43 protein-coding genes and 2 tRNA genes are annotated in these 23,975 nt (G+C 33.2%); 35 read left to right on the top strand and 10 right to left on the bottom strand.

Annotated features, from left to right (window positions below; genetic code table 11):
• Positions 1 to 13: 13 nt before the first annotated feature.
• Positions 14 to 1,372 (top strand): TrkH family potassium uptake protein, encoded by a 1,359-nt coding sequence (locus JG554_RS09320; RefSeq protein ID WP_070657733.1) that lies wholly within the window; start codon positions 14 to 16, stop codon positions 1,370 to 1,372.
• A gap of 196 nt (positions 1,373 to 1,568) precedes the next feature.
• Positions 1,569 to 3,077: a bifunctional metallophosphatase/5'-nucleotidase gene (locus JG554_RS09315; protein ID WP_107360345.1), complete on the top strand. Its 1,509-nt coding sequence runs from the start codon at positions 1,569 to 1,571 to the stop codon at positions 3,075 to 3,077.
• Between the two features lie 190 nt (positions 3,078 to 3,267).
• On the opposite strand, the gene JG554_RS09310 is transcribed toward JG554_RS09315, so the two are convergent.
• Entirely contained in the window at positions 3,268 to 3,870 is a 603-nt protein-coding gene (locus JG554_RS09310) for a CPBP family glutamic-type intramembrane protease (protein ID WP_107360344.1), read from the bottom strand.
• A gap of 5 nt (positions 3,871 to 3,875) precedes the next feature.
• Positions 3,876 to 4,061, bottom strand: coding sequence for a YkvS family protein (locus tag JG554_RS09305; protein WP_002508073.1), 186 nt, complete (start codon positions 4,059 to 4,061; stop codon positions 3,876 to 3,878).
• A 197-nt stretch (positions 4,062 to 4,258) separates the two neighbouring features.
• Here JG554_RS09305 and JG554_RS09300 point away from each other — a divergent pair, with 197 nt between their 5' ends.
• Positions 4,259 to 5,248 carry a lipoate--protein ligase gene (locus JG554_RS09300; RefSeq protein WP_046208081.1) on the top strand — a complete coding sequence of 330 codons (990 nt, stop codon included), beginning with the start codon at positions 4,259 to 4,261 and terminating at the stop codon, positions 5,246 to 5,248.
• Positions 5,249 to 5,326: 78 nt separating this feature from the next.
• Here the strand turns inward: JG554_RS09300 and JG554_RS09295 are convergent, their stop codons facing one another.
• Positions 5,327 to 5,545, bottom strand: a complete 219-nt coding sequence (locus JG554_RS09295; protein ID WP_046208082.1) for an IDEAL domain-containing protein — start codon at positions 5,543 to 5,545, stop codon at positions 5,327 to 5,329.
• A 250-nt stretch (positions 5,546 to 5,795) separates the two neighbouring features.
• Between JG554_RS09295 and JG554_RS09290 the strand changes: the two genes are divergently transcribed.
• The 3 genes from JG554_RS09290 (at position 5,796) to JG554_RS09280 (ending at position 6,678) form a co-directional block, all read left to right on the top strand.
• Entirely contained in the window at positions 5,796 to 6,359 is a 564-nt protein-coding gene (locus tag JG554_RS09290) for a competence protein ComK (protein WP_046208083.1), read from the top strand.
• 153 nt (positions 6,360 to 6,512) lie between these two features.
• Positions 6,513 to 6,587, top strand: a tRNA-Asn gene (locus tag JG554_RS09285).
• 2 nt (positions 6,588 to 6,589) lie between these two features.
• A tRNA-Ser gene (locus JG554_RS09280) sits at positions 6,590 to 6,678 on the top strand.
• Positions 6,679 to 6,730: 52 nt separating this feature from the next.
• Here JG554_RS09280 and JG554_RS09275 read toward each other — a convergent pair.
• From JG554_RS09275 to JG554_RS09260, 4 genes are all read right to left on the bottom strand, one after another.
• Positions 6,731 to 7,780: a tyrosine-type recombinase/integrase gene (locus tag JG554_RS09275; protein WP_203265274.1), complete on the bottom strand. Its 1,050-nt coding sequence runs from the start codon at positions 7,778 to 7,780 to the stop codon at positions 6,731 to 6,733.
• Positions 7,781 to 7,840: 60 nt separating this feature from the next.
• Positions 7,841 to 8,392, bottom strand: a complete 552-nt coding sequence (locus JG554_RS09270; protein ID WP_203265273.1) for an Ltp family lipoprotein — start codon at positions 8,390 to 8,392, stop codon at positions 7,841 to 7,843.
• A gap of 71 nt (positions 8,393 to 8,463) precedes the next feature.
• Positions 8,464 to 8,928, bottom strand: coding sequence for an ImmA/IrrE family metallo-endopeptidase (locus tag JG554_RS09265; RefSeq protein ID WP_203265272.1), 465 nt, complete (start codon positions 8,926 to 8,928; stop codon positions 8,464 to 8,466).
• An 11-nt stretch (positions 8,929 to 8,939) separates the two neighbouring features.
• A complete protein-coding gene (locus JG554_RS09260; protein ID WP_203265271.1) occupies positions 8,940 to 9,266 on the bottom strand; it encodes a helix-turn-helix transcriptional regulator in 327 nt (108 codons plus the stop codon).
• 164 nt (positions 9,267 to 9,430) lie between these two features.
• Here JG554_RS09260 and JG554_RS09255 point away from each other — a divergent pair, with 164 nt between their 5' ends.
• A complete protein-coding gene (locus tag JG554_RS09255) occupies positions 9,431 to 9,676 on the top strand; it encodes a helix-turn-helix domain-containing protein (RefSeq protein WP_203265270.1) in 246 nt (81 codons plus the stop codon).
• Between the two features lie 104 nt (positions 9,677 to 9,780).
• On the opposite strand, the gene JG554_RS09250 is transcribed toward JG554_RS09255, so the two are convergent.
• Together JG554_RS09250 and JG554_RS13205 are read right to left on the bottom strand one after the other, a co-directional pair.
• Positions 9,781 to 10,005 (bottom strand): hypothetical protein, encoded by a 225-nt coding sequence (locus tag JG554_RS09250; protein WP_203265269.1) that lies wholly within the window; start codon positions 10,003 to 10,005, stop codon positions 9,781 to 9,783.
• Positions 10,006 to 10,151: 146 nt separating this feature from the next.
• Positions 10,152 to 10,394, bottom strand: a complete 243-nt coding sequence (locus JG554_RS13205) for a hypothetical protein (RefSeq protein WP_238394760.1) — start codon at positions 10,392 to 10,394, stop codon at positions 10,152 to 10,154.
• Positions 10,395 to 10,493: 99 nt separating this feature from the next.
• Here JG554_RS13205 and JG554_RS09245 point away from each other — a divergent pair, with 99 nt between their 5' ends.
• Positions 10,494 to 11,246: a phage antirepressor KilAC domain-containing protein gene (locus tag JG554_RS09245; protein WP_203265268.1), complete on the top strand. Its 753-nt coding sequence runs from the start codon at positions 10,494 to 10,496 to the stop codon at positions 11,244 to 11,246.
• Positions 11,247 to 11,258: 12 nt separating this feature from the next.
• Positions 11,259 to 11,453, top strand: a complete 195-nt coding sequence (locus tag JG554_RS09240) for a hypothetical protein (RefSeq protein WP_203265267.1) — start codon at positions 11,259 to 11,261, stop codon at positions 11,451 to 11,453.
• Here JG554_RS09240 and JG554_RS09235 read toward each other — a convergent pair.
• On the bottom strand, positions 11,398 to 11,637 hold the full coding sequence (locus JG554_RS09235; RefSeq protein WP_203265266.1) for a hypothetical protein: 240 nt from the start codon (positions 11,635 to 11,637) through the stop codon (positions 11,398 to 11,400). The two genes, JG554_RS09240 and JG554_RS09235, sit on opposite strands and share 56 nt — an antisense overlap.
• A 54-nt stretch (positions 11,638 to 11,691) precedes the next feature.
• Between JG554_RS09235 and JG554_RS09230 the strand changes: the two genes are divergently transcribed.
• The 26 genes from JG554_RS09230 (at position 11,692) to JG554_RS09105 (ending at position 23,861) form a co-directional block, all read left to right on the top strand.
• Entirely contained in the window at positions 11,692 to 11,925 is a 234-nt protein-coding gene (locus tag JG554_RS09230) for a hypothetical protein (protein WP_203265265.1), read from the top strand.
• Between the two features lie 184 nt (positions 11,926 to 12,109).
• Complete coding sequence (locus JG554_RS09225) at positions 12,110 to 12,319, top strand: hypothetical protein (RefSeq protein ID WP_046208793.1); 210 nt, start codon at positions 12,110 to 12,112, stop codon at positions 12,317 to 12,319.
• Positions 12,320 to 12,331: 12 nt separating this feature from the next.
• Positions 12,332 to 12,508, top strand: a complete 177-nt coding sequence (locus tag JG554_RS09220; protein WP_203265264.1) for a hypothetical protein — start codon at positions 12,332 to 12,334, stop codon at positions 12,506 to 12,508.
• Between the two features lie 61 nt (positions 12,509 to 12,569).
• Positions 12,570 to 12,830, top strand: coding sequence for a DUF2483 family protein (locus JG554_RS09215; protein ID WP_203265263.1), 261 nt, complete (start codon positions 12,570 to 12,572; stop codon positions 12,828 to 12,830).
• On the top strand, positions 12,823 to 13,455 hold the full coding sequence (locus JG554_RS09210; protein WP_203265262.1) for a Sak single strand annealing protein: 633 nt from the start codon (positions 12,823 to 12,825) through the stop codon (positions 13,453 to 13,455). The genes JG554_RS09215 and JG554_RS09210 overlap by 8 nt, the downstream gene beginning before the upstream one ends.
• Positions 13,445 to 13,885 carry a single-stranded DNA-binding protein gene (ssb, locus tag JG554_RS09205; protein WP_203265261.1) on the top strand — a complete coding sequence of 147 codons (441 nt, stop codon included), beginning with the start codon at positions 13,445 to 13,447 and terminating at the stop codon, positions 13,883 to 13,885. The genes JG554_RS09210 and ssb overlap by 11 nt, the downstream gene beginning before the upstream one ends.
• Positions 13,886 to 13,913: 28 nt before the next feature.
• Complete coding sequence (locus JG554_RS09200) at positions 13,914 to 14,594, top strand: putative HNHc nuclease (protein WP_203265260.1); 681 nt, start codon at positions 13,914 to 13,916, stop codon at positions 14,592 to 14,594.
• The gene (locus JG554_RS09195; RefSeq protein ID WP_203265259.1) at positions 14,581 to 15,285 is read left to right on the top strand and encodes a helix-turn-helix domain-containing protein; all 705 of its coding nucleotides are present in this window, start codon (positions 14,581 to 14,583) and stop codon (positions 15,283 to 15,285) included. Before JG554_RS09200 ends, JG554_RS09195 begins: the two co-directional genes overlap by 14 nt.
• A 9-nt stretch (positions 15,286 to 15,294) precedes the next feature.
• Positions 15,295 to 15,654, top strand: coding sequence for a replicative helicase loader/inhibitor (locus tag JG554_RS09190; protein ID WP_226857833.1), 360 nt, complete (start codon positions 15,295 to 15,297; stop codon positions 15,652 to 15,654).
• Positions 15,647 to 16,882: a DnaB helicase C-terminal domain-containing protein gene (locus tag JG554_RS09185; protein ID WP_192947725.1), complete on the top strand. Its 1,236-nt coding sequence runs from the start codon at positions 15,647 to 15,649 to the stop codon at positions 16,880 to 16,882. The genes JG554_RS09190 and JG554_RS09185 overlap by 8 nt, the downstream gene beginning before the upstream one ends.
• Complete coding sequence (locus JG554_RS09180; protein WP_192947724.1) at positions 16,879 to 17,085, top strand: hypothetical protein; 207 nt, start codon at positions 16,879 to 16,881, stop codon at positions 17,083 to 17,085. The genes JG554_RS09185 and JG554_RS09180 overlap by 4 nt, the downstream gene beginning before the upstream one ends.
• A complete protein-coding gene (locus JG554_RS09175) occupies positions 17,076 to 17,300 on the top strand; it encodes a DUF3269 family protein (protein ID WP_192947723.1) in 225 nt (74 codons plus the stop codon). The genes JG554_RS09180 and JG554_RS09175 overlap by 10 nt, the downstream gene beginning before the upstream one ends.
• Before the next feature lie 10 nt (positions 17,301 to 17,310).
• Complete coding sequence (locus tag JG554_RS09170) at positions 17,311 to 17,712, top strand: DUF1064 domain-containing protein (RefSeq protein WP_192947722.1); 402 nt, start codon at positions 17,311 to 17,313, stop codon at positions 17,710 to 17,712.
• Between the two features lie 5 nt (positions 17,713 to 17,717).
• The gene (locus JG554_RS09165) at positions 17,718 to 17,906 is read left to right on the top strand and encodes a hypothetical protein (RefSeq protein WP_145381604.1); all 189 of its coding nucleotides are present in this window, start codon (positions 17,718 to 17,720) and stop codon (positions 17,904 to 17,906) included.
• A 1-nt stretch (position 17,907) separates the two neighbouring features.
• Positions 17,908 to 18,309 (top strand): hypothetical protein, encoded by a 402-nt coding sequence (locus tag JG554_RS09160; protein WP_203265258.1) that lies wholly within the window; start codon positions 17,908 to 17,910, stop codon positions 18,307 to 18,309.
• A gap of 11 nt (positions 18,310 to 18,320) precedes the next feature.
• Complete coding sequence (locus tag JG554_RS09155; RefSeq protein WP_203265257.1) at positions 18,321 to 18,539, top strand: hypothetical protein; 219 nt, start codon at positions 18,321 to 18,323, stop codon at positions 18,537 to 18,539.
• Positions 18,540 to 19,283: a DUF3310 domain-containing protein gene (locus JG554_RS09150; RefSeq protein WP_203265256.1), complete on the top strand. Its 744-nt coding sequence runs from the start codon at positions 18,540 to 18,542 to the stop codon at positions 19,281 to 19,283.
• Positions 19,284 to 20,726, top strand: a complete 1,443-nt coding sequence (gene dcm / locus JG554_RS09145; RefSeq protein ID WP_203265255.1) for a DNA (cytosine-5-)-methyltransferase — start codon at positions 19,284 to 19,286, stop codon at positions 20,724 to 20,726.
• A 199-nt stretch (positions 20,727 to 20,925) separates the two neighbouring features.
• On the top strand, positions 20,926 to 21,201 hold the full coding sequence (locus JG554_RS09140) for a hypothetical protein (RefSeq protein WP_203265254.1): 276 nt from the start codon (positions 20,926 to 20,928) through the stop codon (positions 21,199 to 21,201).
• On the top strand, positions 21,202 to 21,624 hold the full coding sequence (gene dut / locus JG554_RS09135; RefSeq protein ID WP_203265253.1) for a dUTP diphosphatase: 423 nt from the start codon (positions 21,202 to 21,204) through the stop codon (positions 21,622 to 21,624).
• 47 nt (positions 21,625 to 21,671) lie between these two features.
• On the top strand, positions 21,672 to 21,821 hold the full coding sequence (locus JG554_RS09130; RefSeq protein ID WP_203265252.1) for a DUF1381 domain-containing protein: 150 nt from the start codon (positions 21,672 to 21,674) through the stop codon (positions 21,819 to 21,821).
• Entirely contained in the window at positions 21,818 to 21,952 is a 135-nt protein-coding gene (gene rinB, locus JG554_RS09125; RefSeq protein ID WP_203265251.1) for a transcriptional activator RinB, read from the top strand. Before JG554_RS09130 ends, rinB begins: the two co-directional genes overlap by 4 nt.
• The gene (locus JG554_RS09120) at positions 21,952 to 22,293 is read left to right on the top strand and encodes a hypothetical protein (protein ID WP_203265250.1); all 342 of its coding nucleotides are present in this window, start codon (positions 21,952 to 21,954) and stop codon (positions 22,291 to 22,293) included. The genes rinB and JG554_RS09120 overlap by 1 nt, the downstream gene beginning before the upstream one ends.
• Positions 22,293 to 22,517: a DUF1514 family protein gene (locus tag JG554_RS09115; protein ID WP_128088425.1), complete on the top strand. Its 225-nt coding sequence runs from the start codon at positions 22,293 to 22,295 to the stop codon at positions 22,515 to 22,517. The genes JG554_RS09120 and JG554_RS09115 overlap by 1 nt, the downstream gene beginning before the upstream one ends.
• Before the next feature lie 13 nt (positions 22,518 to 22,530).
• Positions 22,531 to 22,926: a helix-turn-helix domain-containing protein gene (locus JG554_RS09110; RefSeq protein WP_128088426.1), complete on the top strand. Its 396-nt coding sequence runs from the start codon at positions 22,531 to 22,533 to the stop codon at positions 22,924 to 22,926.
• Positions 22,927 to 23,567: 641 nt separating this feature from the next.
• Positions 23,568 to 23,861: an HNH endonuclease gene (locus tag JG554_RS09105; RefSeq protein WP_203265403.1), complete on the top strand. Its 294-nt coding sequence runs from the start codon at positions 23,568 to 23,570 to the stop codon at positions 23,859 to 23,861.
• The last annotated feature ends 114 nt before the right edge of the window (positions 23,862 to 23,975 follow it).

The raw sequence follows: 23,975 nt of genomic DNA, 5'->3' as shown, positions 1-23,975 counted from the left end.
AGGTGAAGAAACGTTGTCCATTTTCAACCAATTGTTAAAAAAATCAAGTCCTCAACAAGGGATTGTAATGTATTATATCGTGGCAATTATCGTGGCATTTTTAATGCTGAACTTGCCGTTTGTCCATAAGTCCAATGTTTCTGTAGATCCAATTGATTCCTTGTTTGTTGCTGTGTCAGGTGTCAGTGTAACAGGTCTAACGCCAGTTAACATTATTGATACTTACACAACATTTGGCCAAGTGGTTATCATGCTGATACTAAATTTAGGTGGTATTGGTGTTATGGCCATTGGAACTATGCTGTGGGTTGTCTTAGGTAAACATATTGGTATGCGTGAACGCCAATTAATCATGCTTGATAATAATAAACATACGATGAGTGGTACGGTGAAATTGATTTTAGATATTGTTCGAACAATCATTATCATAGAACTTGTTGGTGCATCATTATTAGCATTTTATTTCTATAGAGATAACCCCGACATTCAATATGCAATTATGCAAGGATTATTTGTATCGGTATCAGCAACAACAAATGGTGGGCTTGATATAACTGGACAATCACTTATACCATATGCAAATGACTATTTTGTGCAAACTATTGTTATGTTTTTAATCATGTTAGGTTCAATTGGCTTTCCTGTATTGATAGAAGTGAAAGCATATATCAAAAATCGAATTCCTAATTTTAGATTTTCATTATTTGCAAAAATCACCACGGTCACTTATTTTGGTTTGTTTATTTTCGGCGTATTAATTATCCTTTTATTCGAACATAACCAAGCTTTTCAGAATATGAGTTGGCACAAATCGCTATTTTATGCATTATTCCAATCAGCTACAACAAGGAGCGCAGGGCTTCAAACTATTGATGTAAGTGGTTTTGGAGAAGGTACGAATATCGTTATGGGTATACTGATGTTTATAGGTTCATCCCCAAGTTCTGTCGGTGGGGGGATTAGAACTACGACGTTTGCGATTTTAATATTATTCCTTTTAAACTTTAGCAACCAACCTGAAAAAACGTCTATCAAAGCATTTAATCGTGAAATTCACATAACTGATGTTCAACGTTCATTTGCTGTCTTTATCATGGCTAGCATATTAACTTTTACGAGTATGATTTTTATACTGGTTGTTGAAAATGGAAAGGTTTCATTTTTACAAGCGTTTTTTGAAGTTATGTCGGCATTTGGAACTTGTGGATTATCATTAGGTATTACTGGTGATGTGAATGATATGAGTAAAGGTGTCTTGATGGTGTTGATGCTAATTGGCCGTGTTGGTTTAATCAGTTTTATTATTATGATTGGTGGACGTAGAGAACCTGATAAATTTCATTATCCTAAAGAACGCGTACAAATTGGTTGATTGTTAAATTTAAATCTGAACTGAATAGTTTATGAAACAATGGTGCCAGTACATCTAACAAATGATGTACTGGTGCTTTTAGTTTCAGGATAAAAGCGTATAGTTGGCAAATATTCACTGTTGATGATATATGTTTATTATTATTTCAAGCTGTTTTAGAAACGTGTTAGACTAATATTAATGAGGGGAGAGGCGTATGAAAAAAAGTGAAAAAATCGCAATAGACATTATCACTACTTCTGATATGCATAGTTATTTTCAAAGTGGTGAGAATAATTCCAATATTTATAGAGCAGGATCTTATGTTAAAAGTATTAGAGAAACAAATGATCACGTTATTTTATTAGACAGTGGTGGTAGTTTAGCAGGTTCGTTAGCAGCATTTTATTATGCAGTTGTAGCACCTTATAAACGTCATCCAATGATAAAATTGATGAATGCTATGCAATACGATGCAAGTGGTATTAGTCCTAATGAATTTAAATTTGGTCTGTCATTCTTTTCAAGGGCAGTATCATTGTCTAGGTTTCCATGGTTATCGGCAAATATTGAATATAAACGTACAAAAGAACCATATTTTTCTACACCATATACAATTAAAGAAATAGAAGGTGTCAAAATCGCAATAGTGGGTTTGACTTCAGATGGGCTAATGGAGCGTGAACATTTTGAAATGGAAAATGATGTACGAATTGAAAAAACATTACGCTCTTCTAAACGTTGGATTCGATTTATTCATGAAAGCGAAATGCCAGACTTTTTAATTGTTATATACCATGGTGGACTAAATCAACTAAATAAAACCTCTAATGAGCGTGAGCAAAATGTAAATGAAGCGGAAAAAATCATGCAGACCCTAGGCGTTATTGATTTATTAATTACTGGTCATCAACATCAAACGTTTATCGGTAGAGATGATCAGACGCTTTATGTACAAGCAGGACAAAATGCTGAACAACTTATACATGTGAAGATTAACTTTAAAAAACGCACAAATTCGTATGAATTAGAAGATGTCAATTCTAAAATTGTGGATTTAAATCATTATCCAGAAGACCAAGCATTATTAGATTTGACTTTTTATGATAGAAAAACAGTTTGTAATTGGAGTGAAGAAAGCATAAACGAAAATGCTTTGTCAGCAGAGGTAAATGGTTTGAGTGATGTTATAACAAAACCTCATCCATTCACACAGTTATTACATGATAGTATTCGATTAGCCTATGATTATGATATATCTTGTGTACACTTACCAATGAGTGGTGAAGAGGGGCTCAATGGCATCATTACAAATGAAGATTTATTTAATGCCTATCCTCATCCAGATGTCCCAGTTGATTTAACAATGAAAGGTCAACAGATTCATGATATTTTAGAGTATTGCTATTCACATATAGCTTTTAGTGACGGCGCATTGAGCTTAACAATCGTAGATGAAACCTTATGTACGTTTTGGCAAGGTGTTAACTATACAATAGATATGAATGCAGAGCCATACCATCGTGTGACATTGGAAAATATTAAATTAGACCACATGTATCGTGTAAGTATGACTGATTACTGCTATAGAAACTATAAGCAATATTTAGAAGATGCTGTCATTCACGAAACGGGTGAAATTACGATGGTTGAATTAATTGCTAGAAATTTAAAAGATAATGACTACCACATCGAACAAAAACAAACATTTAATGTTATTATTTGATAAAATTTATGTGCTATAAAAATCTCTTAAAACCAAAGAAAACGCCAATTTCTATATTATTTCAATAGAAATTGGCGTTTATTTTCATTCAGAGACCTTTTATGCCCTCATCTCTTTCAAACTGTGGGGTATAAGCTGTAAAATCTTAATCTTTTTTACATCATTCATAAGCTTGTGTTTCTATTTCAATTTATCCGTGGAAAATTAATAGAATAACTACTGCAACAATTTGTGCTATGACAGTCGTAGCAATTCTACGCGTATAATAATAACTTAATGAAAGCACAATTTGAACGATGAATACAAAGAAAACAATCCACATTTTATCTAGATAGAAAAATAAAGAAGCAGAACAAATTGCTGTTATTAATACGCTTAACCACATTGGAATGTTTGATTTGAGTAGTTCTTTTTGTAATACAGTTCTCATATAAAGTTCATGACACGGTATCACAAATAATAAAGTAACTAACATTTGCCATTTAAAGTATACACCTGTTCGCGTTAATTCTTTAATCAGTGATGCGTACTGAATATCTGATGAGATAGCTGCTAAAACTAGCTGTATAATAATGAGTACGATACCCGTAATAATACCTATCCCTAGAGATGTTAATAATCTTTTTGATTCAATATCTCTTTGGTAAAATATATAACTGATACCTGCGATAAGCATGATACCAGTATAAAGGTACCAGTATTCTTGCTTTTCACCCCACATGATATATAAAATAATGTGAAATACGATGAAGCTTACAATAAACCAGATTAAAGCGTTTGAAATTCTATTCATATAAACTATCCTTCTTGTTCGACGATTGTATATCGCTTGTGATTGATGACAGTTTTTTCAGGCAGGTCTAGATCATTGAAGTTTTCCATAATTGTTAAATCTACAATTACAGAGTTATCATTAATTTTTTCTACGCGGCCTTTTAAACCGTCATAAAATTCTACTATATTTCCGACTTCTGCGACAGTCATATTGAATCCTCCCTAGAAATGCTAACTAGATAGTATTATACAAAAAAACGACAGACAAATAAACAAATAACCTTTAAATATACAGTTATCATTCTTTTTTTAGAAAAATTAGTATAAATCAGTTAAATGATTGGCATTTTTAATGAAAATATTGCATAAATAAGGTAAGGGTATTAAGAGGAAAAGGAGTGCAGTATATGAAATTTATTAGTAATAATGATATTACAGATCCAACATTAAATTTGGCAATGGAAGAATATGTATTAAAGCACATGCCGAATGACGATAGTTATTTTCTGTTTTATGTCAATCGTCCTTCAATTATTATTGGCAAAAATCAGAATACGATTGAAGAAGTGAACCAACCTTATATTGATGAACATGGTATAGATGTAGTCAGACGTATTTCAGGTGGCGGTGCCGTGTACCATGATACAGGCAACCTAAACTTTAGTTTTATAACGGATGATGATGGCAATAGTTTTCATAATTTTAAAAAGTTCACTGAACCTATAGTGGAAGCATTGAAATCACTTGGATTAGATGCAGAAATGAGTGGCCGAAACGATATTCAAATCGGTAAAGCTAAAATTTCCGGTAATGCCATGGTCAAAGTAAAAGATAGAATGTTTAGCCATGGTACTTTAATGTTAAACAGTGAATTAAATGAAGTTCAAAATGCCTTGCGTGTGAATCCAGCAAAAATTAAATCGAAAGGTATTAAATCTGTGAGAAGTAGAGTTGCTAATATCTCAGAATTCTTAACTGAACCATTAGATATTGATACTTTTAAAGAAATTATTTTAAAAACAATATTTGGTGAGGCTACACAAGTTGAAGAATATAAGCTTTCAGACGAAGATTGGGCAAATATAGAGCAATTAAGTAATGAAAAATATCGTACTTGGGAATGGAATTACGGTAGAAATCCTAAATATAATTTTGAACGAGAAGAAAAATTTGAAAAAGGATTTGTTCAAATTAAATTAGATGTTAAAAAAGGAAGAATTGAACATGCTAAAATTTTCGGTGACTTCTTCGGTGTGGGAGACGTTACTGAATTAGAACATGCATTGGAAGGCACATTGCATGACTTTGATAGTATAGAAGAAGCATTAGCAGATTATGATATCTATCACTATTTTGGAGATATTGATAGATATGAGTTAATCAGATTAATGTCTTAAATAAACAATATAAAAGGTCTATTCGCTAACTTTAATTAATTAGTGAATAGACCTTATTTTAAATATATGACAACTAAATTAACCAACGAGATATGCCTCCAAATGTTTATATTCTTCTGTATAGCGTTTGAAATCATTCTCGTTTTTATTTTTAAGTGCATGATCGATGAGATTTTCTAATTGTTGCTTACGGACATTCCTTAACGATTCATCAATGATTAATTCGATACCTAAGTCATTAATTGTTGATACAAAAGACTCTAAAGTATTGTATTTTACATGTGTATTATGTTTCATTATCAACACAACCCCTCTATCTATATTTAAAATACATTATACAAGGTTTTGATTTTTAAATCAACGAATATTCTGACTTTTCCGAAAAATAAGTGTAAAACGAAACTTTCAATAATTAAAAAATAGAAAAAGATTCGTAACTGAAATTTAATTGTAGAATATATAGAAAATATTTTATAATATAAGTTGATTTTAAAATGATGATAGTATATTATTTGAGTATCACCAAAATTGTAAGGAGGTTACAACTATGATTCAACCGTATATTATTAAAAAAGGTGATATGTCATTGCAACCGTGCCATTTACCCGTTGGCCAATATGAAGGAACAAGAGTGCTAAGGTATAAAGAAGATGAAAGTACAATAAAAGAACGTACCCACAAAATTATTGACCGCTCTTGTAGATTTTATGGTAGTAGTTATGTTTTTAAAAAAGAGGATACCATTCGAATTACAGGTATTAGCAGCAAGCCCCCGATTTTATTCACTCCTTTATTTCCTACTTATTTTTTTCCAACACATTCTGATAGAAAAACACAAAATACATGGATTAATATCCATTATGTTCAAAGTATTAAATCACTCAAAGATAAAAAATGCAAAGTGAACTTTGTTGATAATCAATCTATCGTTGTAAACATTTCAGCTCATAGCATGCAACATCAATATTTAAATGGTATTTATTATTATTATATGATGGATAGAGCGGCAAGAGTTGCAACTTTTGATCCAGAATCTCCTATAGATTATACAAAACCACAATTAAATATATATGAAGCACTTGCTAAGTATTCTTTGTTTGAAAGTAAATAGTAAAGTTTATTTAAAATATTAATGTAAAAGTAGAATATGCGGAATATTATATTAATTTAGTGTAAATGTTCTGCATATTTTTTTACGATATCTCTTGAAAATTTGCTATTAATTGATATAATAATATTTGTGCTTGATTAGAGATACTATTTATCCACAGTAGCTCAGTGGTAGAGCTATCGGCTGTTAACCGATCGGTCGTAGGTTCGAGTCCTACCTGTGGAGCCATTGGAAACGTACTCAAGTTGGCTGAAGAGGCGCCCCTGCTAAGGGTGTAGGTCGCGAGAGCGGCGCGAGGGTTCGAATCCCTCCGTTTCCGTATACAAACCTTGATATGACAGGGTTTAACGAGAGTAAGTGTCAAATATGTGTCAAGAGAATAATTCTCTGACGCGTTGACCTTGCTCTTTTTTATGTTCTTCTAGTAAGTGGGAATATGTGTCTAGTGTTTGTGAAATCGTAGCATGTCCTAAACGTTTACTAATATATTCGATTGGTATACCTTTAGAAAGCAAATAAGAAGTGTGAGTATGTCTTAAAGAATAAGGTGTAACATTATCATCATCTAGTCCCACTTCGTCTTTTGCATGTTTAAATGCTTTACTCACTGCCGTATGACTTACAGAAAATAATTTACCGTCAAATCTCAAAGGTAACTTAGATAATTTAGATTTAATTACCATAATATCTTTGTTGCTAACTTCCACATCTCTTTTTGAATTCTTCGTTTTTGTACCTGGTAAATGGATAACCCCACTTGCTTTGTTTAAATCTTCGGTCGTCATATTGATAGCGTCACTATATCTAGCACCAGTTATCGCTAATAAGTACAAGAATATATAACTTTGTTCATCCCTTGACTTAAAGTATTTCATTAATGCTAAATAATGCTTGATGCTGATATATTTAAAATGTTCTTCTTTAGCTTTTACCGTACCTTTAATCATAATATTGAAAGTAGGGTCTTTTTTAATATATCCGTCGTATACTGCCTCTCTCAAACATGGTGCAATGCAACTATTTACTTTTCTCACTGTTTCGTCTGAATGCCCTTTACCATAATTATTTAAAAACTTTTGATATTCGCTTCGATTAATATTTTTCAATAACATTTGTTCACCAAAATAATTTTCAAACAAAGTGAGGGAACGCTCATACCAATAGAATTGCCCTTGTGATAGATCTTTTTTGTTTTTAATTTCTAACCAGTCATTATAGTAGTCCACAAATTTTTTATTATCTTCTATTTTATTTCCATCTTCTAAATCTCTGATAAGTTGTTGTGCTGCTAATGTAGCTTCTGCTTTCGTTTTAAAACCCGATTTACGTTTCTTACCTGACTTAAAACTTGGGTCTTTCACATCGTATTGCCAGGTAGTAGACGTTTTATTTTTACGTTTTGTTACTGTAAATGTTGCCATAATCTTCATACCTCCTAAAAAAGATAAAAATATATAGGGCAGTAGGGACTGCCCTTAAAATTATTCTTCTAAATTGTCTACTGCATACTGTGCTTGTTCTTCTGTGAATTTGTCACCTGCATTAGATATTAACTGATCATAAATTGCGTCTTTAGACATACTTTGGTCATCTTGGTATGATTTAGCAGCTTCTAAAGCATTTTCTTTATAATCTACCTTCAAATGATCTACTGCATATTGTGCATCTTCTTCTGAAAATTGGTCTCCAGCATCTGATGTCAATTGTTCGTAAATTCCCTCTTTAGACATGTGCATTGTATCTGCATAAGTCTTAGCTGAATTTAAAGCTGCTTTTTGTCCTTTAGAGGCATCGTCATCTTGTTCTACTTCTGTAGAATCATTGTTTATTTCTTTATCAACTTCATTTACTACTGATGCAGAACAAGAAGCGAAAATAATACCCATAATAATTATAAATACTAGACATCCTCCACAACCCCAAAACCATTTCTTTTTCTTACCTTTCTTTTCTTGTTCTTTGTACTCTTCGAATTGTTGTTGTTGTCTTGCTAACAACTCCTCATTCGTTAAATCTTTTAGTTCTTTTGACATAATGTAACTCTCCTTTGTAAAAAATTATTTATATTAACAAACCTGCATTCGCACACACGTATGCAGATTGGTCATTCCCAATACTTATATTCAAACACACGCAATGGCTCAAGTTGTATTAAATAACCATTATGAAGTGTGGATAATCCATATCTGACTTTATAATGCTCAATACACTGTTGCACAAAACCTTCAGAAACCTCAAAAAAATTAGCCATTTCATATAAGTTATGGCAATTGTGCTTGAAGGCATCAATAATTCCTTGCAGTGAAACGATTTGTTCCATTGCATATCGTCTAGCATATCCTTCAAATTTTCTATTATTAAATTGTGTTTGGTCAGTGATATTCCCATATGTAAGTTTGTGATGTCCTAATTCTTCTGCTAAAGTTTCTAACTTAACCGCATTGGATCTATTACTGTTGATATAAATTTCGTTATTGTAATACATACCTGATTGAAAACTAGGAAGCATGTTAGTTTCTACGATGTTTAAGTTTCGATATTCATAAATTAATTCTTCATATTTCCCCATCTAATACCCCTTTATTGACGTTTGCTTTTTAGATAGTTTATAAAATCTTGTACTTCTTTTTGTTCTTCTTCAGTTAAATCTTCTTTATCGAAATGAGCTGCGATTGTGTCTTGCTCTTGTTGTTCGTTACTGATATTACTTAAATCAATTGACATTAAATCGTTTATAGATACATTAAAAATATCAGATATTTCTTTTAAAGTTTTCATTTTAGGCGTATATTTACCTTTTTCCCATTCACTTATGCTTGAAGCACTTTTTCTACCTAATTTATGAGCAAGATCTATTTGTTCCATATCGTGTTTGTTTCTCAAATATTTTAAGTTTTGACTGAACATTTTTAGTTCCTCCTGAAAAAGTTTATACCTATATTATACACAAAAATCGGAAATACACAACAGATAATCCGAAATTATATTTCAGAAAAAATGAAACAAAAGTATTGACTTCGGAAATACCGAAATGGTATAGTGTAATTAACTTCTTAGAAAGGAGGCAAAAAATGACAACTGAAGAAAAGAAAAAATTGGTATTAACAATTTCTCAATGGCGTGCATTAAAAAACATGAACAAACGTCAGTTGGCAATCCGATCTGGTGTTACTGAAAAAACTATCTACAACTATGAAATGAGTCAAACATATATTCAAAATGCAAATTACAAAACACTGAATAAGTTAGCTAACGCATTAGGTATAGAAGTAGATAATATTTTTTTGGGTGACGATTCGGAAAAACCGAAATTTTAAAGGAGGCATAAAATAATGAATAAAATAAAAGGTTTAAAAGTAAATTTGGAAGTTCCAGAAATAAAACAAACGCCTACTAATAGTAAGTAGACGCTTTAAAATTATTATTTGAGTAGACCATTGTCGGATAAACGCTCTAGTGTGTCAGCAAGTAGGGTTGCTGAATAACTAGTATTAAGTTCAATTATATAACTAAACAAAGCGTTAATATCGACATTGCCATTTAAGTCTGTGATTTCATCCATTTTAGAATCTACATCTTCTTGAGTGAAAAATTCAGATTGAACATGGTTGACAGACTCGATAACTATCTCTTCATACTTTGACAAAATTATCACCTCCTTAGGTTGATAACAACATTATACACGAAAGGAGCATACAAAATTGAACGAAAATAAAAAATCTCAATGTGGTGAAGACCACATCAAGATTACTGGTTGGGAGATAGTTGATATTAATAGAAAATTAAATTTTTTCAATTTCCTATTAATAATTTTAATACTGTTACAAGTATTCCAGCTATTCCTATGAGCGAAGGAAGAAATACTTTAAAAACGACTTTCCAAAAAGTTTTTCTACCTTCAGTCGAAATGAATCTTTTAGTTGTTGAACCTTGTATAGGAAAACCATTAATGTGAAACGTTTCTCCATCTTCGGAATATATGTAGTTTTTGTCTAACATTTCACTTAAATTTTTATCTTCAAACTCAATATTCACCGAACCTTTTACGTAAGCAACTAAAAGTTTCCAAAATATACCTGGAGTTATTTAAATCACCTCCTTAATAGGAGTATAGCAGAAAGGAGCATACACAATATGCAAGTATTAAAAGAAATAAAAATTGAAAACAATACAGAACTTGGACCAGTAGTTTCAAGCAGAGCGGTAGCGAAGGAATTAAATAAAAATCATCAACATGTTTTAAGAGATTTAGAAACTATAAAATCTCACAGTCCAAATCTGGACAGTGAAATTATAGAAAGTCAATTCACAAATAGTCGAGGTCGCAATTATAGAGAATACCTCTTAACTAAAGACGGTTTCACATTATACATGTTCAATATTCAAGGTCATAACGATTTTAAAATGGCTTATATTAACAAATTTAATGAAATGGAACAACAAATACAAAACCGTTTGCCAGGTTCATATAAAGAAGCATTAACACAATTACTAGAAACAGTTGAACAGAAAGAGAAATTGGAATTAGAAAATAATATGAATAAGCAAAAGATAGCTGAATTTGAACCTAAAGCATCATATTTAGACACAATTCTTAACAATAAGAGTTTAGTAACAGTAGGGCAAATTGCTAAAGACTATGGTATGTCAGCACAAGCACTTAACAAATTACTGCATGACTTAAAAGTTCAATATAAACAATCTGGACAATGGTTACTATATTCGAACATACAAGACAAAGGTTATACACACTCATCTACTACAGAAATTGAACATAAAGATGGTAGTACTTCAGTAAGAATGAATACTAAGTGGACACAAAAAGGACGTTTATTCATTTATGAATTGCTTAAAGATAATAATATTTTACCGACAATCGAAATATAGGAGGCACAAACATTGAATGAATTACAACCAATCAAAAAAGCAATCATCCTATACACTGCTGTAACAGTTATAGAACAATTGCTTGATAGTTCGAAAGATAAATCAGATTCAACAAATGAGTCATTCATTATACCGGGAGACTCTAAGAATGCTACTGATTCTGCTCATCGTCTTTTAGAAGCAGCATCGCAGTATTGTACGAAATAGATTGAGAATATTTTTTACTAAGTTCGTAGAGTGATAAATAAAAATTTGTTTCTTCACTCATGTCTGGATTTAATTCTCTGAATTTTTGTTGAGTTTCTTTGAAATAATCACTGTCAATATTTAATTCAACTTCTAAAAATTCTTTTAATTCATCGAACTTTTTATCGAATAATTCTTTATCCATAATTATCACCTCCTTAGGTTGATAACAATATTATACACGAAAGGAGAAAACGGAATGAACAAATCAATTAAAAAAGCACTCTTAATAGCAACTACTGCAATAGTTACTAAAAAGGTGCTTGATAAAACAAGAAACAAAGTAGTACATCATTTAATTATTAATGAGAAAGACCTTGAGATAAAACAATTAAAAATTAAAAAAGCGATTCGTGAATTAGAAGAAGCTGAATCGACAATAAATTCATTAATTGAAGAAGGGTTCCCTTTTGATACTACTTTTTCAGAGTGAAATCGAGTTTACATCTTGAACAACGATTATGTTTTTTTCTTAGTAGAAATTTTCATACGTTTACCACAATTAGGGCAAGATGTCTCAATAGTCACATGATCTTTGGACATAAGTATCACCACCCACTATCGCAGTAGCGATGAAACTAGTATAGCACAACCTAAAAATGAAAGGAGTGATAGTAATGGACTTCATCGGATTCGCAGACGCTAAAGAGTTTATAAAAGTTAGTGGCATTTCAAGAGACGACCTAGAAAGTAAAGTTTACCCGAACAAAGAATTTCAAGAAGCGTGTATGTATCGATTTGGTAAAGGTAACAAACGCTACATCAAAATCAGACCAGCAATAGAATTTATCGAACAAAACATTCTGATTAAAGAAACTGATTTGTAAGGAGGTGATTACATGAGAACACTATTAACATTTCTATCAATGCCATTCACAACGTTAGCTATAGGAATTACAACAAATGATTTCTACATCGGTATGTTGCTATCAGTATTAACAGGTTTCGGATTGTATTGGTTCTGGGATAAGTTCTTAGACGCAATAAAAAAGACTGAAAGCAACGGCAATTGCTAACAGTCAAACGATTTACAAAATATACAACTTTAATATACACGGAATTGAGGTGTTTCGTCAAATGGCAGAAGAATACGAAACAAAAGAAGTGTTCTATCTAATCAAAGAGCAAGATGGAAAGCATAGATATTTAATAAATAAACCAAATCATCCAGACGACGCAACTTACAACATTCAACGTAGAAATGCTAGACGCTTAACAGGATTAGAAGAAATAAATATTAAATGGAATGAACATCTCATAGAAACAGAAACTACAGTGATAAAAAAATATTATAAAACTTACAGTATAGATCAATTGAAGGAGGTACAAGATGACTAGCTTTATCGAAAAATTTAACGAACTTAATTCACGTAACGTAAACGAACACGTTGAACAAAAAAATGGACTTAATTATTTATCTTGGGCATATGTTCAACAAGAATTAACTAAATTAGATGAAAATTTCCAACACAGATTCATAGAATTTCCTTACACAGACAGTGACCGTGACGACATTTTCGTGCCTTATTTAAAGACAGATGAAGGTTATATGGTTTGTGTAGAAATAACATTGTTTGGCGTTACTAAAAGAGAGTGGCTGCCTGTGTTGAATTATAAAAATCAAGCAATCCCTAAAGGATCAGCTACAACTTTCGACATAAACAAAAGTATGAAAAGAGCATTCGTAAAATGTGCAGCTCAATTTGGTCTAGGAAACTATTTATATTTGGGCGAGGATGCGCCAGATGCTAGTGATAACGACAGAACTGAATTAGAAGATAAGATTAATCAGTTTGTTACTATCTCACAAGAAAAAGGCCGTGACGCAACGTTGGACAAAACAATGCGATGGTTAGGCATATCGGACATTAATAAAGTATCACAAAAAGAAATAGCAAACGCACACGCAAAACTAGATGCAGGACTAAAACAATTAGATAAGGATGATGAAAATGATAAATAGATTTATTGGTGTAGGACGATTAACTAAGGACCCAAATTTTGTAGAAGGACAAACTGCAATAGCAAACTTCACAATAGCTTGCAACCGTCCATTTAAGAACAAAAATGGTGAACAGGATGCAGACTTCATCAATGTTGTAACGTTCCGCAAACAAGCTGAAAACGTCAATAACTATGTACACAAAGGCGATATGGTTGGAATTGACGGTCGTATACAAACACGTAGTTACGAAAACAAAGAAGGTAAACGTATATTCGTTACCGAAGTAGTGGCGGACAGTGTTCAATTCATGGAACCTAAATCACAATCTAAAGGACAATCTCAACAACAAAGTGGACAAGCTAAACCACAACAGCAACCAGTAAGCGATAATCCTTTTGCAAATGCAAACGGCCCTATTGATATTAGTGATGATGATTTACCATTTTAATTGTACGCAACTTAAATAAGGTGATGTAATGCCAATAATAAAAAACTACATCCAGCAAGATGACGGCACAATAACTGCTGTCATCACTGGATTAACTTTAGAAAACAAAGACTTCTTACTGTTAGATAACGGACTAGAAGTAGAATGCGACGTTATTGTGAGTGATCCATACAAGATAACCGATAAGCAACGTCGAAAAGTGTTCGCAATGATAAGAGATATATTCAACCACTATGGACAACCAATGGACTACTTAAGGTACATGTTCCAAAAGCAACTGGAGTTCTTACATGGCTATGAACCAATCTCATTAAGCAACTGCAGTAGGCGACAAGCTAGTGAATTAATCGAGTTAATACTAGATTTTGTATTCACACATGACATACCTATGCACAAGGCCACTAGCGAGCTTATGAGCAACGATAAGTATTTTATATATAAATCTACCATAAACAGAATATGTGTCGTCTGTGGGGCTAAGAATGCCGATTTAGCACATTATCAAGCAGTAGGTAGAGGACGAAACAGAAATAAGATAGATCATTATGGAAATAAAGTGTTAGCGCTGTGCAGAAACCATCATACAGAACAGCATCAAATAGGCATGGATACCTTTAACAAGAAATATCATCTTATAGACAGTTGGCTTGACGTGGACGAGAAGTTGAATAAGATGTTGAAAGGAGGACAATCAAATGGGAATCATTAGGATTGATAAAACTGCAGGTAATTATTTTATAGCTAGTAAATACTATGTAGAAGATGAAAATATTTCGTGGAAAGCCAAAGGAATTATGAGTTACCTATTTTCCAAACCTGATGATTGGCAGATTTACCAAACGCAATTAGAGAAAGTGTCTAAAGATGGCAAGGCTAGCGTTCGGTCAACAATCAATGAATTGATTAATAACGGTTATATGACTAGACAAAGTCGGCGTAAAACCAACGGTGATTTTGACGGATATGATTATACACTACATGAATATCCAATAAATAATGGGGTTCGAAAAATGGAAGACGCGAAAATGGAAATCGCGAAAATGGAAATCGCGAAATCGGACACTACTAATAATAACTCAACTAATAATGATTTAACTAATAATGATATAAACACTAGCGCAACTAAAGTTACGCAAGAACAATTCGACCAATGGTGGAATTTATATGATAAGAAACTAGATAAGAAGAAAGCATTTAGTTTATTTAAATCAGCATTAAAAAAATATGAGTTTGAAACCATTATGAACGGGACTAAAAATTATCTAAAAACAATTACTGATAAACAATATCAAAAATATCCTAAAACATTCTTATCACAAGAAAGTTTCTTGAATGATTACGGAAATGAAGTAAAAACATCTGAAGAAAGTTATTTAGATAAATTGATGGAGGAGGGATAACAATTGCCAATGACTAAAAAAGAAGCAATAACCATACTGAAACTATTAGAAGATGTATATGATATGGGGTTCAATAAAAATGAAAGTAAAGCTAAGACTTGGATGAATTTCCTAGTAGAAGATGGAGACTATGAGCCTTCGTTACAAACAGCTAAAAGATATATTAAAGATGGTAATACCTTCCCTCCTAAATTACCACACATCTTAAAAAAATATCCTAAAACAGTTAAAGAGGAACCTATTGACGAAAAGACTGCAAAACATCGTTGGAAAATGCAAAATGACCCAGAATATGTAGCACGTCGTAAAAAAATACTAGATGATTTTAAAAAGAAGTTAAATGAGTTTGAGGTGAACAACAATGAATGAACGCCATGAGATAGAAAGCACCATTGTTGCTAGTCTTTTACAAAAACCAGATTTAATCGAAAAACTACGTGTTAAACCTAAAATGTTTACGCATGATGGTATGAAGTCCTTTATGGAGTATGTGTTTGATGTAGGTAAAGTGGACCACAACGAAATATATTTAAAGACTACTAAAGACAAATCATTTTTAGATATGAATACCATTTCGAATTTGTATAATTCAAAATTTATCGGCTACGGATTCTTTGAAAGATACCAACAAGATTTACTCAATCTATATCAAATAGATCAGACGCAAAATGTATTACAAGAATTCAATTCGGAACCAAACATAAACAATTTCGATGAGATGCTTAACAAACTACAAAAAGTCAGCTTGATTAGTGCAAATGAAGAAAGTGGAACGAAGAAAATTGTAGATCACTTTGTTGAAGAATTATACAGCGAAGAACCTAAGAAACAAATTAATACAGGTTACAAATTGATGGATTACAAAATAGGAGGTTTAGAGCCTACACAGTTGATTGTGATTGCTGCGAGGCCTTCAGTCGGAAAGACAGGATTTGCGCTTAATATGATGCTTAATATTGCCTCTCAAGGATATAAAACATCGTTCTTTAGCTTAGAAACTACAGGTGTATCTGTATTAAAAAGAATGTTATCAGCAGAAACTGGAATAGAACTAACACGTATTAAAGAAATTAAAGATTTAGAGCCAGATGAACTAACACGTTTAACAAGTGCTGCAGATAAAATACTCAAACTTGATATAGATATACACGATAAAAGCAATATCACTACACACGATGTACGTAAACAAGCGATGAAAAACAAAGATACCCAACAAGTTATATTCATCGACTACCTACAACTTATGGAAACAGACAACAAGTTAGATCGTCGTAATGGTATTGAAAAAATATCAAGAGACTTAAAGATTATCGCTAACGAAACAGGCGCAATTATCGTCTTACTTTCACAGTTAAGTCGTGGAGTTGAAAGTAGAAACGACAAACGTCCTATGTTATCTGATATGAAAGAAGCAGGCGGAATAGAAGCAGACGCTAGTTTAGCAATGTTGTTATATCGAGATGACTATTATAACCGTGATGACGTTGATAACTCAGGAAAATCAATTGTTGAATGTAATATCGCAAAGAATAAAGACGGGGAAACGGGCATTATCGAATTTGAATACTACAAGAAAACGCAAAGGTTTTTCACATGACTATAAAACAATTCCAACAATTACTAGGAAACCTTTACAGAGACACATACAAAGGCGATACGCTCATTCAACGCAATTTGCTCGAGTTAGGTTGGGCAACCGAAAGATTGCTTGTGAGTGGACGCATAACGCCGTTTGATGTGTATGAAGAAAAGAAGGACATTATTTTTGAAGAAATGGAGTGGTCGGATAGATGGAAGTAACCGAAAAGTATTTTCTTTATAGAGCAGATGGAACAGAAGAAATAGAAGTAGAGAAACTTGATGGAGATATGAATATAGTTAGAACACTCACAGGCGCTCATTTCAGCGAAGAAAGTAAAAAGATGACTGATAGTGAGGTAAAACGATTTAAAGGCGTGTACGGGCTTCTATATGAGAATGAGCTAGGATTGCAAACAACAATATTTGATATATAGGAGTGACGGAATGAGTAAATACAACGCTAAGAAAGTTGAGTACAAAGGAATTGTATTCGATAGCACAGCAGAGTGTGAATATTACCAATATTTAGAAAGCAGATTGCATATAGATGGTTATGACTACATAGAATTACAACCAAGATATGAGTTAATACCTAAGTTTGGTAAGCAACGAAAGTCAGAATACATTGCAGATTTTGCATTGTGGAATGAAGGTAAGTTAATCGAAGTCATAGATGTTAAAGGAATGGCCACAGAAACCGCTAAATTGAAAGCGAAGATATTCCGATACAAATATCAAGACGTGAAGCTAACGTGGATATGTAAAGCTCCTAAATACACAGGTAAGCAATGGATAACTTATGAAGATTTAATTAAAGCTAGACGAGAACGTAAGAAAGCGAAGTGATCTAAATGAATGAAGAAACAGCGACTATTCGCTATAAAGTCTATGTTGAAAAGCAAGTGTATGTTAATCACGAAGACGACGATAATACTGCTGCTGATAAGATACACGATCAGATGTGGACATTAAAAGAAGATTACATGGACGCAAAACCATTAGAGTTTGACGACGTAAAAATTATAGATAGGGGTTATTGAGATGAGATTTCAACGTGTAAAAGATAAGAATGGCGAAGTGTGTTATGCACTGCAAAACTGGGATAAAGCAATCTTAATACCAGTGGAAGATTACAAAGAGGCAACGAGATTGGGCATAAGCAACGGAACGATTAAGAAACATATGGAAAAAGGTATAAGACATTTTCGTAAATACGTTAAAAATTACGATGCTCAACAAGGGTTAGCAAGATTAAACCGCGAGGATAGAGAACGCGAAGAACGCAAACAAGCATTAGCAGAAGAAAAGCAACGTAAGGAACAGGAACGACTACAGATGATTAATAATGCTAGATGCAGTAGTAGATGGTTCAAAGAAATGTCTAAGAAACACTTAGTAGCAAAACTTAAAACAGACAAATATGGCAATCAACAATTAGTTTAGAGGTGGACAGAATGGCAAAAGGACGCTCACATGCATATGAATATGTTGTTTATAAAGGCGACGAAGTGATTTGTGCCGGTACTAGACAAGAAATACAAGCGAAGATGAACATTACAGAAGGTACATTCGCTCGAATGGCAAGTTCTCTAACTAAAAGAGAAGCTGGGCCAAATCAAATTGTAGCAGAGAAAGTGAATATCAAAGAAATAGAAGCAGAGGCGGTGCGTTAGATGAAGGAACTAAAAGTAGGTACATGGATAGCTTACCCAAATAAATTAGGTCAATCAGAGTACGGTAGATTTATAAAAAAAGTATATAGAATGCACAATTTTAAGACAGAGTTAGAGTTAGAAAAAGTAAACGGTGTGCATGTTTATTTAAGAGAAGATTCGGATTGGATAACTGTAGTAGAATCTATGGCTGAACAGTTAGAAGAATTACGTAAAGAAAATTTAAAAGAAGTTAATAAAATGTTGTTAGGTATAAATGATGTGTATGAAAATGAATCAATACAATCCAATGACTTACAACAACGTAAGCGTAACGATGAAAAAGTAGGATTATTTAAAATTAAAGATTTAAAAGTCGGTTATAAAGTCAAAGTGTTGGGTGACAACATGACAGGTGAAGTTACTGAAATAGCTGATAACGGTAAATCTGCTGAAATACAAGTGGATGATGGTGTGTATAGAGTTATCAATGATAACTATGATTTCACAATAATAGAATGGAACGCAACGCCACAGTACGCAGAAGATATGGTCAACAGTCCTTCACACTATATGTTAGGTAATCATGAGGTTAAGGATATAGTTTCGCTTGTGGCAGATAAATATCACAAAGGTTCTGTTGCACATAACATTGCTAGTGCATTGGAATATCAAATGAGAGCGCCAGAGAAAAATGGACTTGAAGATATTAAGAAAGCTAGAAAATGTTTAGATTTCGCTATTGAGAATTGGGATGTGAAGTAGATGAAATTCATAGATGTATGTAGCGGTATTGGAGGATTTAGATCAGCGTTAGAAAACAATGGTCACGAATGTTTGGCGTTTGCAGAGATAGATAAATACGCTAAACAAAGTTATAGAGCTATTTATGACACGGACGGAGAGGAAGATTTGGATGACATTACAACAATCACAGATGAACATTTTCGATTTTACAGAGGACGATGCGACATCATCACAGGTGGATTTCCTTGCCAAACCTTTAGTATCGCAGGGAATCGCAGAGGGTTTGACGATACTAGGGGAACAATCTTCTTTCACATTGCAAGGGCGATTAAAGAAATCCAACCATCTTATGTTTTATTGGAAAACGTCAAAGGCTTATTATCACACGACAAAGGGAGAACGTTCGGAACAATCATTCAAGCGTTGGATGAACTGGGGTATGTCACAGAATGGGGTTTGTTTAACTCTAAATACTGGGGAGTTCCACAGAACAGGGAAAGGGTATATATCCTAGTCACACGAAAAGATGTATACAATCGACCTAAGTTATTTGATTTGCTAAAACAACAAACAGAAGTCACTACACGTTTAATTGATGTGCTAGAAGATGAAGTTGATGAAAAGTATTATTTGTCAGAAGAAAAGACTAAAAAATTAACACTTGATACTGATTTAGGTGGCAAATTGAATATGTATGACTACAACGAACGTGACAAAGTCCATAGTATAAACAAAGTAAGACCGACATTAAATACGATGCAAGGTGGAGATAGACAACCAAAAGTAGCAGTGCCAGTATTAACGCCAGATAGAGTGAATAAAAGACAAAATGGGCGTAGGTTCAAAGAAGATGGAGAGCCAATGTTTACTTTAACTTCACAAGATAGACATGGAATTGCTATTCGTGAAGCAACCAAGCAAGGTTATGCTATTGCTGAACAAGGCGACAGTGTAAACGTATCTTATCCCTCATCTAAAACTAGACGTGGCAGAGTTGGTAAACAAGTGGCACAGACTTTGCAAGCTGGAGAAGTTAACCAAGGTGTAGTTATTAACAATAAGATTTGTCGCAAATGTAACAACAATCTAAAACCTAGCGACATAGAAAGTTATGACTATGTATGTTTTGAGTGTGATGAAAATTTTTATGAATTTGAAACTAAAAATGAACCCAGAGCAATTATTGGTAGCACACAAAAAAATGCGTATGTTGGCGATGGTTCAACAAGTCCATCATTAACAAGTGCCATGGGGCAAGGTGGGGGTCATGTTCCTATGCCAGTTTATTCAAATTTACGTATTAGAAAACTAATACCATTAGAATGTTGGAGGTTGCAAGGTTTTACAGATGAACAGTTTTACAAAGCTAAAGAGAGTGGTGTAAGTAATTCACAGTTATATAAACAAGCAGGAAACAGCGTTAGTGTACCAGTCGTTGATGCGATAGTGAAATGCCTATGATTCTATCCGACACTATCAAAATTAAGTACAAAATTGATACGAAAGGCAGAAATACTGTCGAAATGGCAAAGCTACTAAGAGATTGGGGAGTTCGAGGGTTCTTATACTCGATTAATCCACGTAGCATTGTCATGGCAGTGTTACCAGAGGACAAGGAACATAACAGGAAATTATTAAATGGGATAAAGGAGTGTTAAATATGAATTCAGAAACGAAATTTCATGTCAGCGTTATGGATGCAAGATTGAAGAAAGTGAAAAAGCAATGTGACCAATACAAAAAAGCGTATCAGCACTGTGTAGACGATTTGATCGTCTTGCGTGCGAATAACAAACGATTAGAACGACAAAACGCAGAACAACTCGCATTACTGAAACAGTTTAGAAAGCTCATAGATTATAAATTAACACTGCATCAAGGCAGTTCGATGTATAGAGAATATCGAAGTAAGTTAGATCAGTTGGGGGTTAAGTAGATGAAAAAACTAATATTCAAACGTAATCATGAAGATGCAATCAAACCATATAGAGCAAACGCTAGTGATAGTGGATTAGACTTATTTACATGTGAAGCTAAGTCACTTGATCCGGGTGAAACTGCAATTATCGATACAGGCATTGCAATTCATTTAGATGAAGGCTATGAAGCACAGGTTAGACCAAGAAGTGGTGTGACTGCTACGACTAAGTTAAGAGTACAGTTAGGTACAATAGATAATTCGTATCATAAGAGTATAGGAATTATTGTGGACAACATTGGTAAACGACCAATTTCAGTAGACAAAGGTAAGAGACTAGCACAGTTAGTTGTACAGCGTGTAGCGTTACCAGAAATAACAGAGGTGGAAAGTTTTGAGCAAGAATCAGATAGAGGCGGATACGGGTCAACAGGATACTAAAGATATCGTAAAACGTGTACGAATAATCTTAGGTAAGGAGTGACGATATGCAATTTCTAGTACGCAAAACAACCCACACAACAGGTGAACTATTCCTTGATGTAACTAGAGCTAAGGAGAATGAAGAATTTGTTGTAGTGGATGCAGAAAGTGCAGAAGAAGCTAAGGAGAGAGTTAGTAAGGAGGACGACGAATGAAACACATACTCAAACCATTATTAATTATATTCTTATACGAACTAAGTAAAGCAATCACGTACGAGATCATTGTTAGGAAACAAGCAAACGATATGGTGGATGTGCCGAGAGATTATGAGGTGAGTGAATGATGTTTAATGATAATTTTAGAAATCCAACAACAGAGTTAATTGAAGATGCAGAGGTTTTTGAAAAAGAACTTAATAATATGGATATAGTTTCAGAAACTGTAGAAGTGACTAAAATTTCATATCCAGTATTACTAAATAAGAAATACGTAGATAACAAAAATATTTTAACGCCTTATGTTTTAGCTACTGCTTATTTTGAAGATGATGAATTGATTAGTAGTCCAAAACATAATATTGAACAGGAGTTAGAAATGATTAAATTGAAAGAACGTATAGAAGAACTTGAAGAACAAGTTGTTGAAGCTGAGGCACATATAGAGAATTTGGAGCGTGATATGTAATGTGGGTAATTATATCAATCTTATTAGGATGTATTACAATACTTACTCTTATATATAATTCTATTAAGGATAGTAAGATAGATGCACTGGAATATGAAGTAGCATACTTACTCGATATTATATTCAATGATCATGGCGATGTTGTGTTGAGGTTGAAAGATAATGAATTAACGGATGAAGAAGTGAGAGAGATAAAAGACGCATGGGATAAACGTATGAAATAACTGGAGGTAGTATATGTACAGTGAATCAGAAGTAAGACAATTAATTACAGGCTATCATTGGCGTGTGAATCTGCTAGAACATAAGGTGTATGAGTATGACAGTACATCTACTGGGCAGTATGGTATAGAAGCAGCAATGCCTAAAGGACAAGGACAGACTGGTGATAAGGTGTTGGTTAGAGTTATACGTAATGATAAGGATAAGAAACATTCACAGAAGTTAATAGATGAAATAGAGTTTGTTGATAAGCGTGAACATTACATTACGAATGATAAAAATTATCACATACTGCAGTTGCTTAAGCAGGGCGAGACCATCAAGACTATAGAAAGGCTGTTAGGTATAAGCAGAAGAAGTATATATAGTCGAATAGACAAGATAGTGGAAACATATATGAAACATCAATAACCATGCACATATTGCACACATTGCACAGTTTACACACTATTAGGTACATTCCTAAGGTACGGTATATAATATGGATATACGCAAGTTGGATATAACTTTAGAGGTGTTAGTCCAATGGTATGTAATACAAATACTATATTATGATTAATTTGCAGGCACATCACTAAGTGGTGTGTCTTTCTTATATGGAGGTAAGCAAAGTGAAACTTGTTATTGTGTATGGTGCGCCTATGAGTGGTAAGACAACATACGTTAATGAACAATTAACTAATGAAGATATTGTGTATGACTATGATGCTTTAGCAAAGACTATCACTAATAGTGAATACCAACAATACAATGACAATGCACACAATCTATTACTTACTCTAAGAGATAGCATGATTGATTATGCCAAGTGGAATGATAAAGGAACTATGTACATCATTACGACATTCTTATCTAAAGTAATACTCAATAGAATTAAAACATTATCTATAGAAGCGAAGTACATCAAGATGGATGTAGATATAAATACTTGTCTTAAACGTTTGTATGAAACAGACAGACACGATGCACATGAGGTTGAAGAAGTCATACATGATTGGTATGCAAGGCATGATAATAAACCAGCAAGTGATCGTGTTGTTGATAAGGAGACAATGCGTTTCTACAAATCTAAAGCATGGCGTGATACAAGGCTACAAGTATTAAAAAGAGATAACTATGAATGTCAACATTGTAAGGAACAAGGTAAAGTCACAACAATCGATAAGAGTAAACATAAATCATTAGATGTTGACCATATAAAAGAGTTGGATACACATCCAAATTTAGCATATGACATGGATAATTTGGTTACATTGTGTGTATCTTGCCACAATCGAAAGCATAATCGGAGCTATAATCGTTGGAATCGCAAGCCTAATAAATGGGATGGAGATGAAAAATGGTGATTGTGTTTTTCGTGAACACAAAAATCGAAATAATTGTCCTCCCCGGGTGGAAACAAATTGGTTTTGTCCACGTGAGGAAGAAACGGCGAAGAAGGTCCCGATTGCTTAACCGTA

It is taken from the genome of Staphylococcus sp. 11-B-312 (genome assembly GCF_016743055.1).
GTDB classification, from domain to species: domain Bacteria; phylum Bacillota; class Bacilli; order Staphylococcales; family Staphylococcaceae; genus Staphylococcus; species Staphylococcus ureilyticus.
The sequence above is the reverse complement of the archived record's forward strand: the minus strand, read 5'-3'. Positions and strand labels throughout refer to the sequence as shown.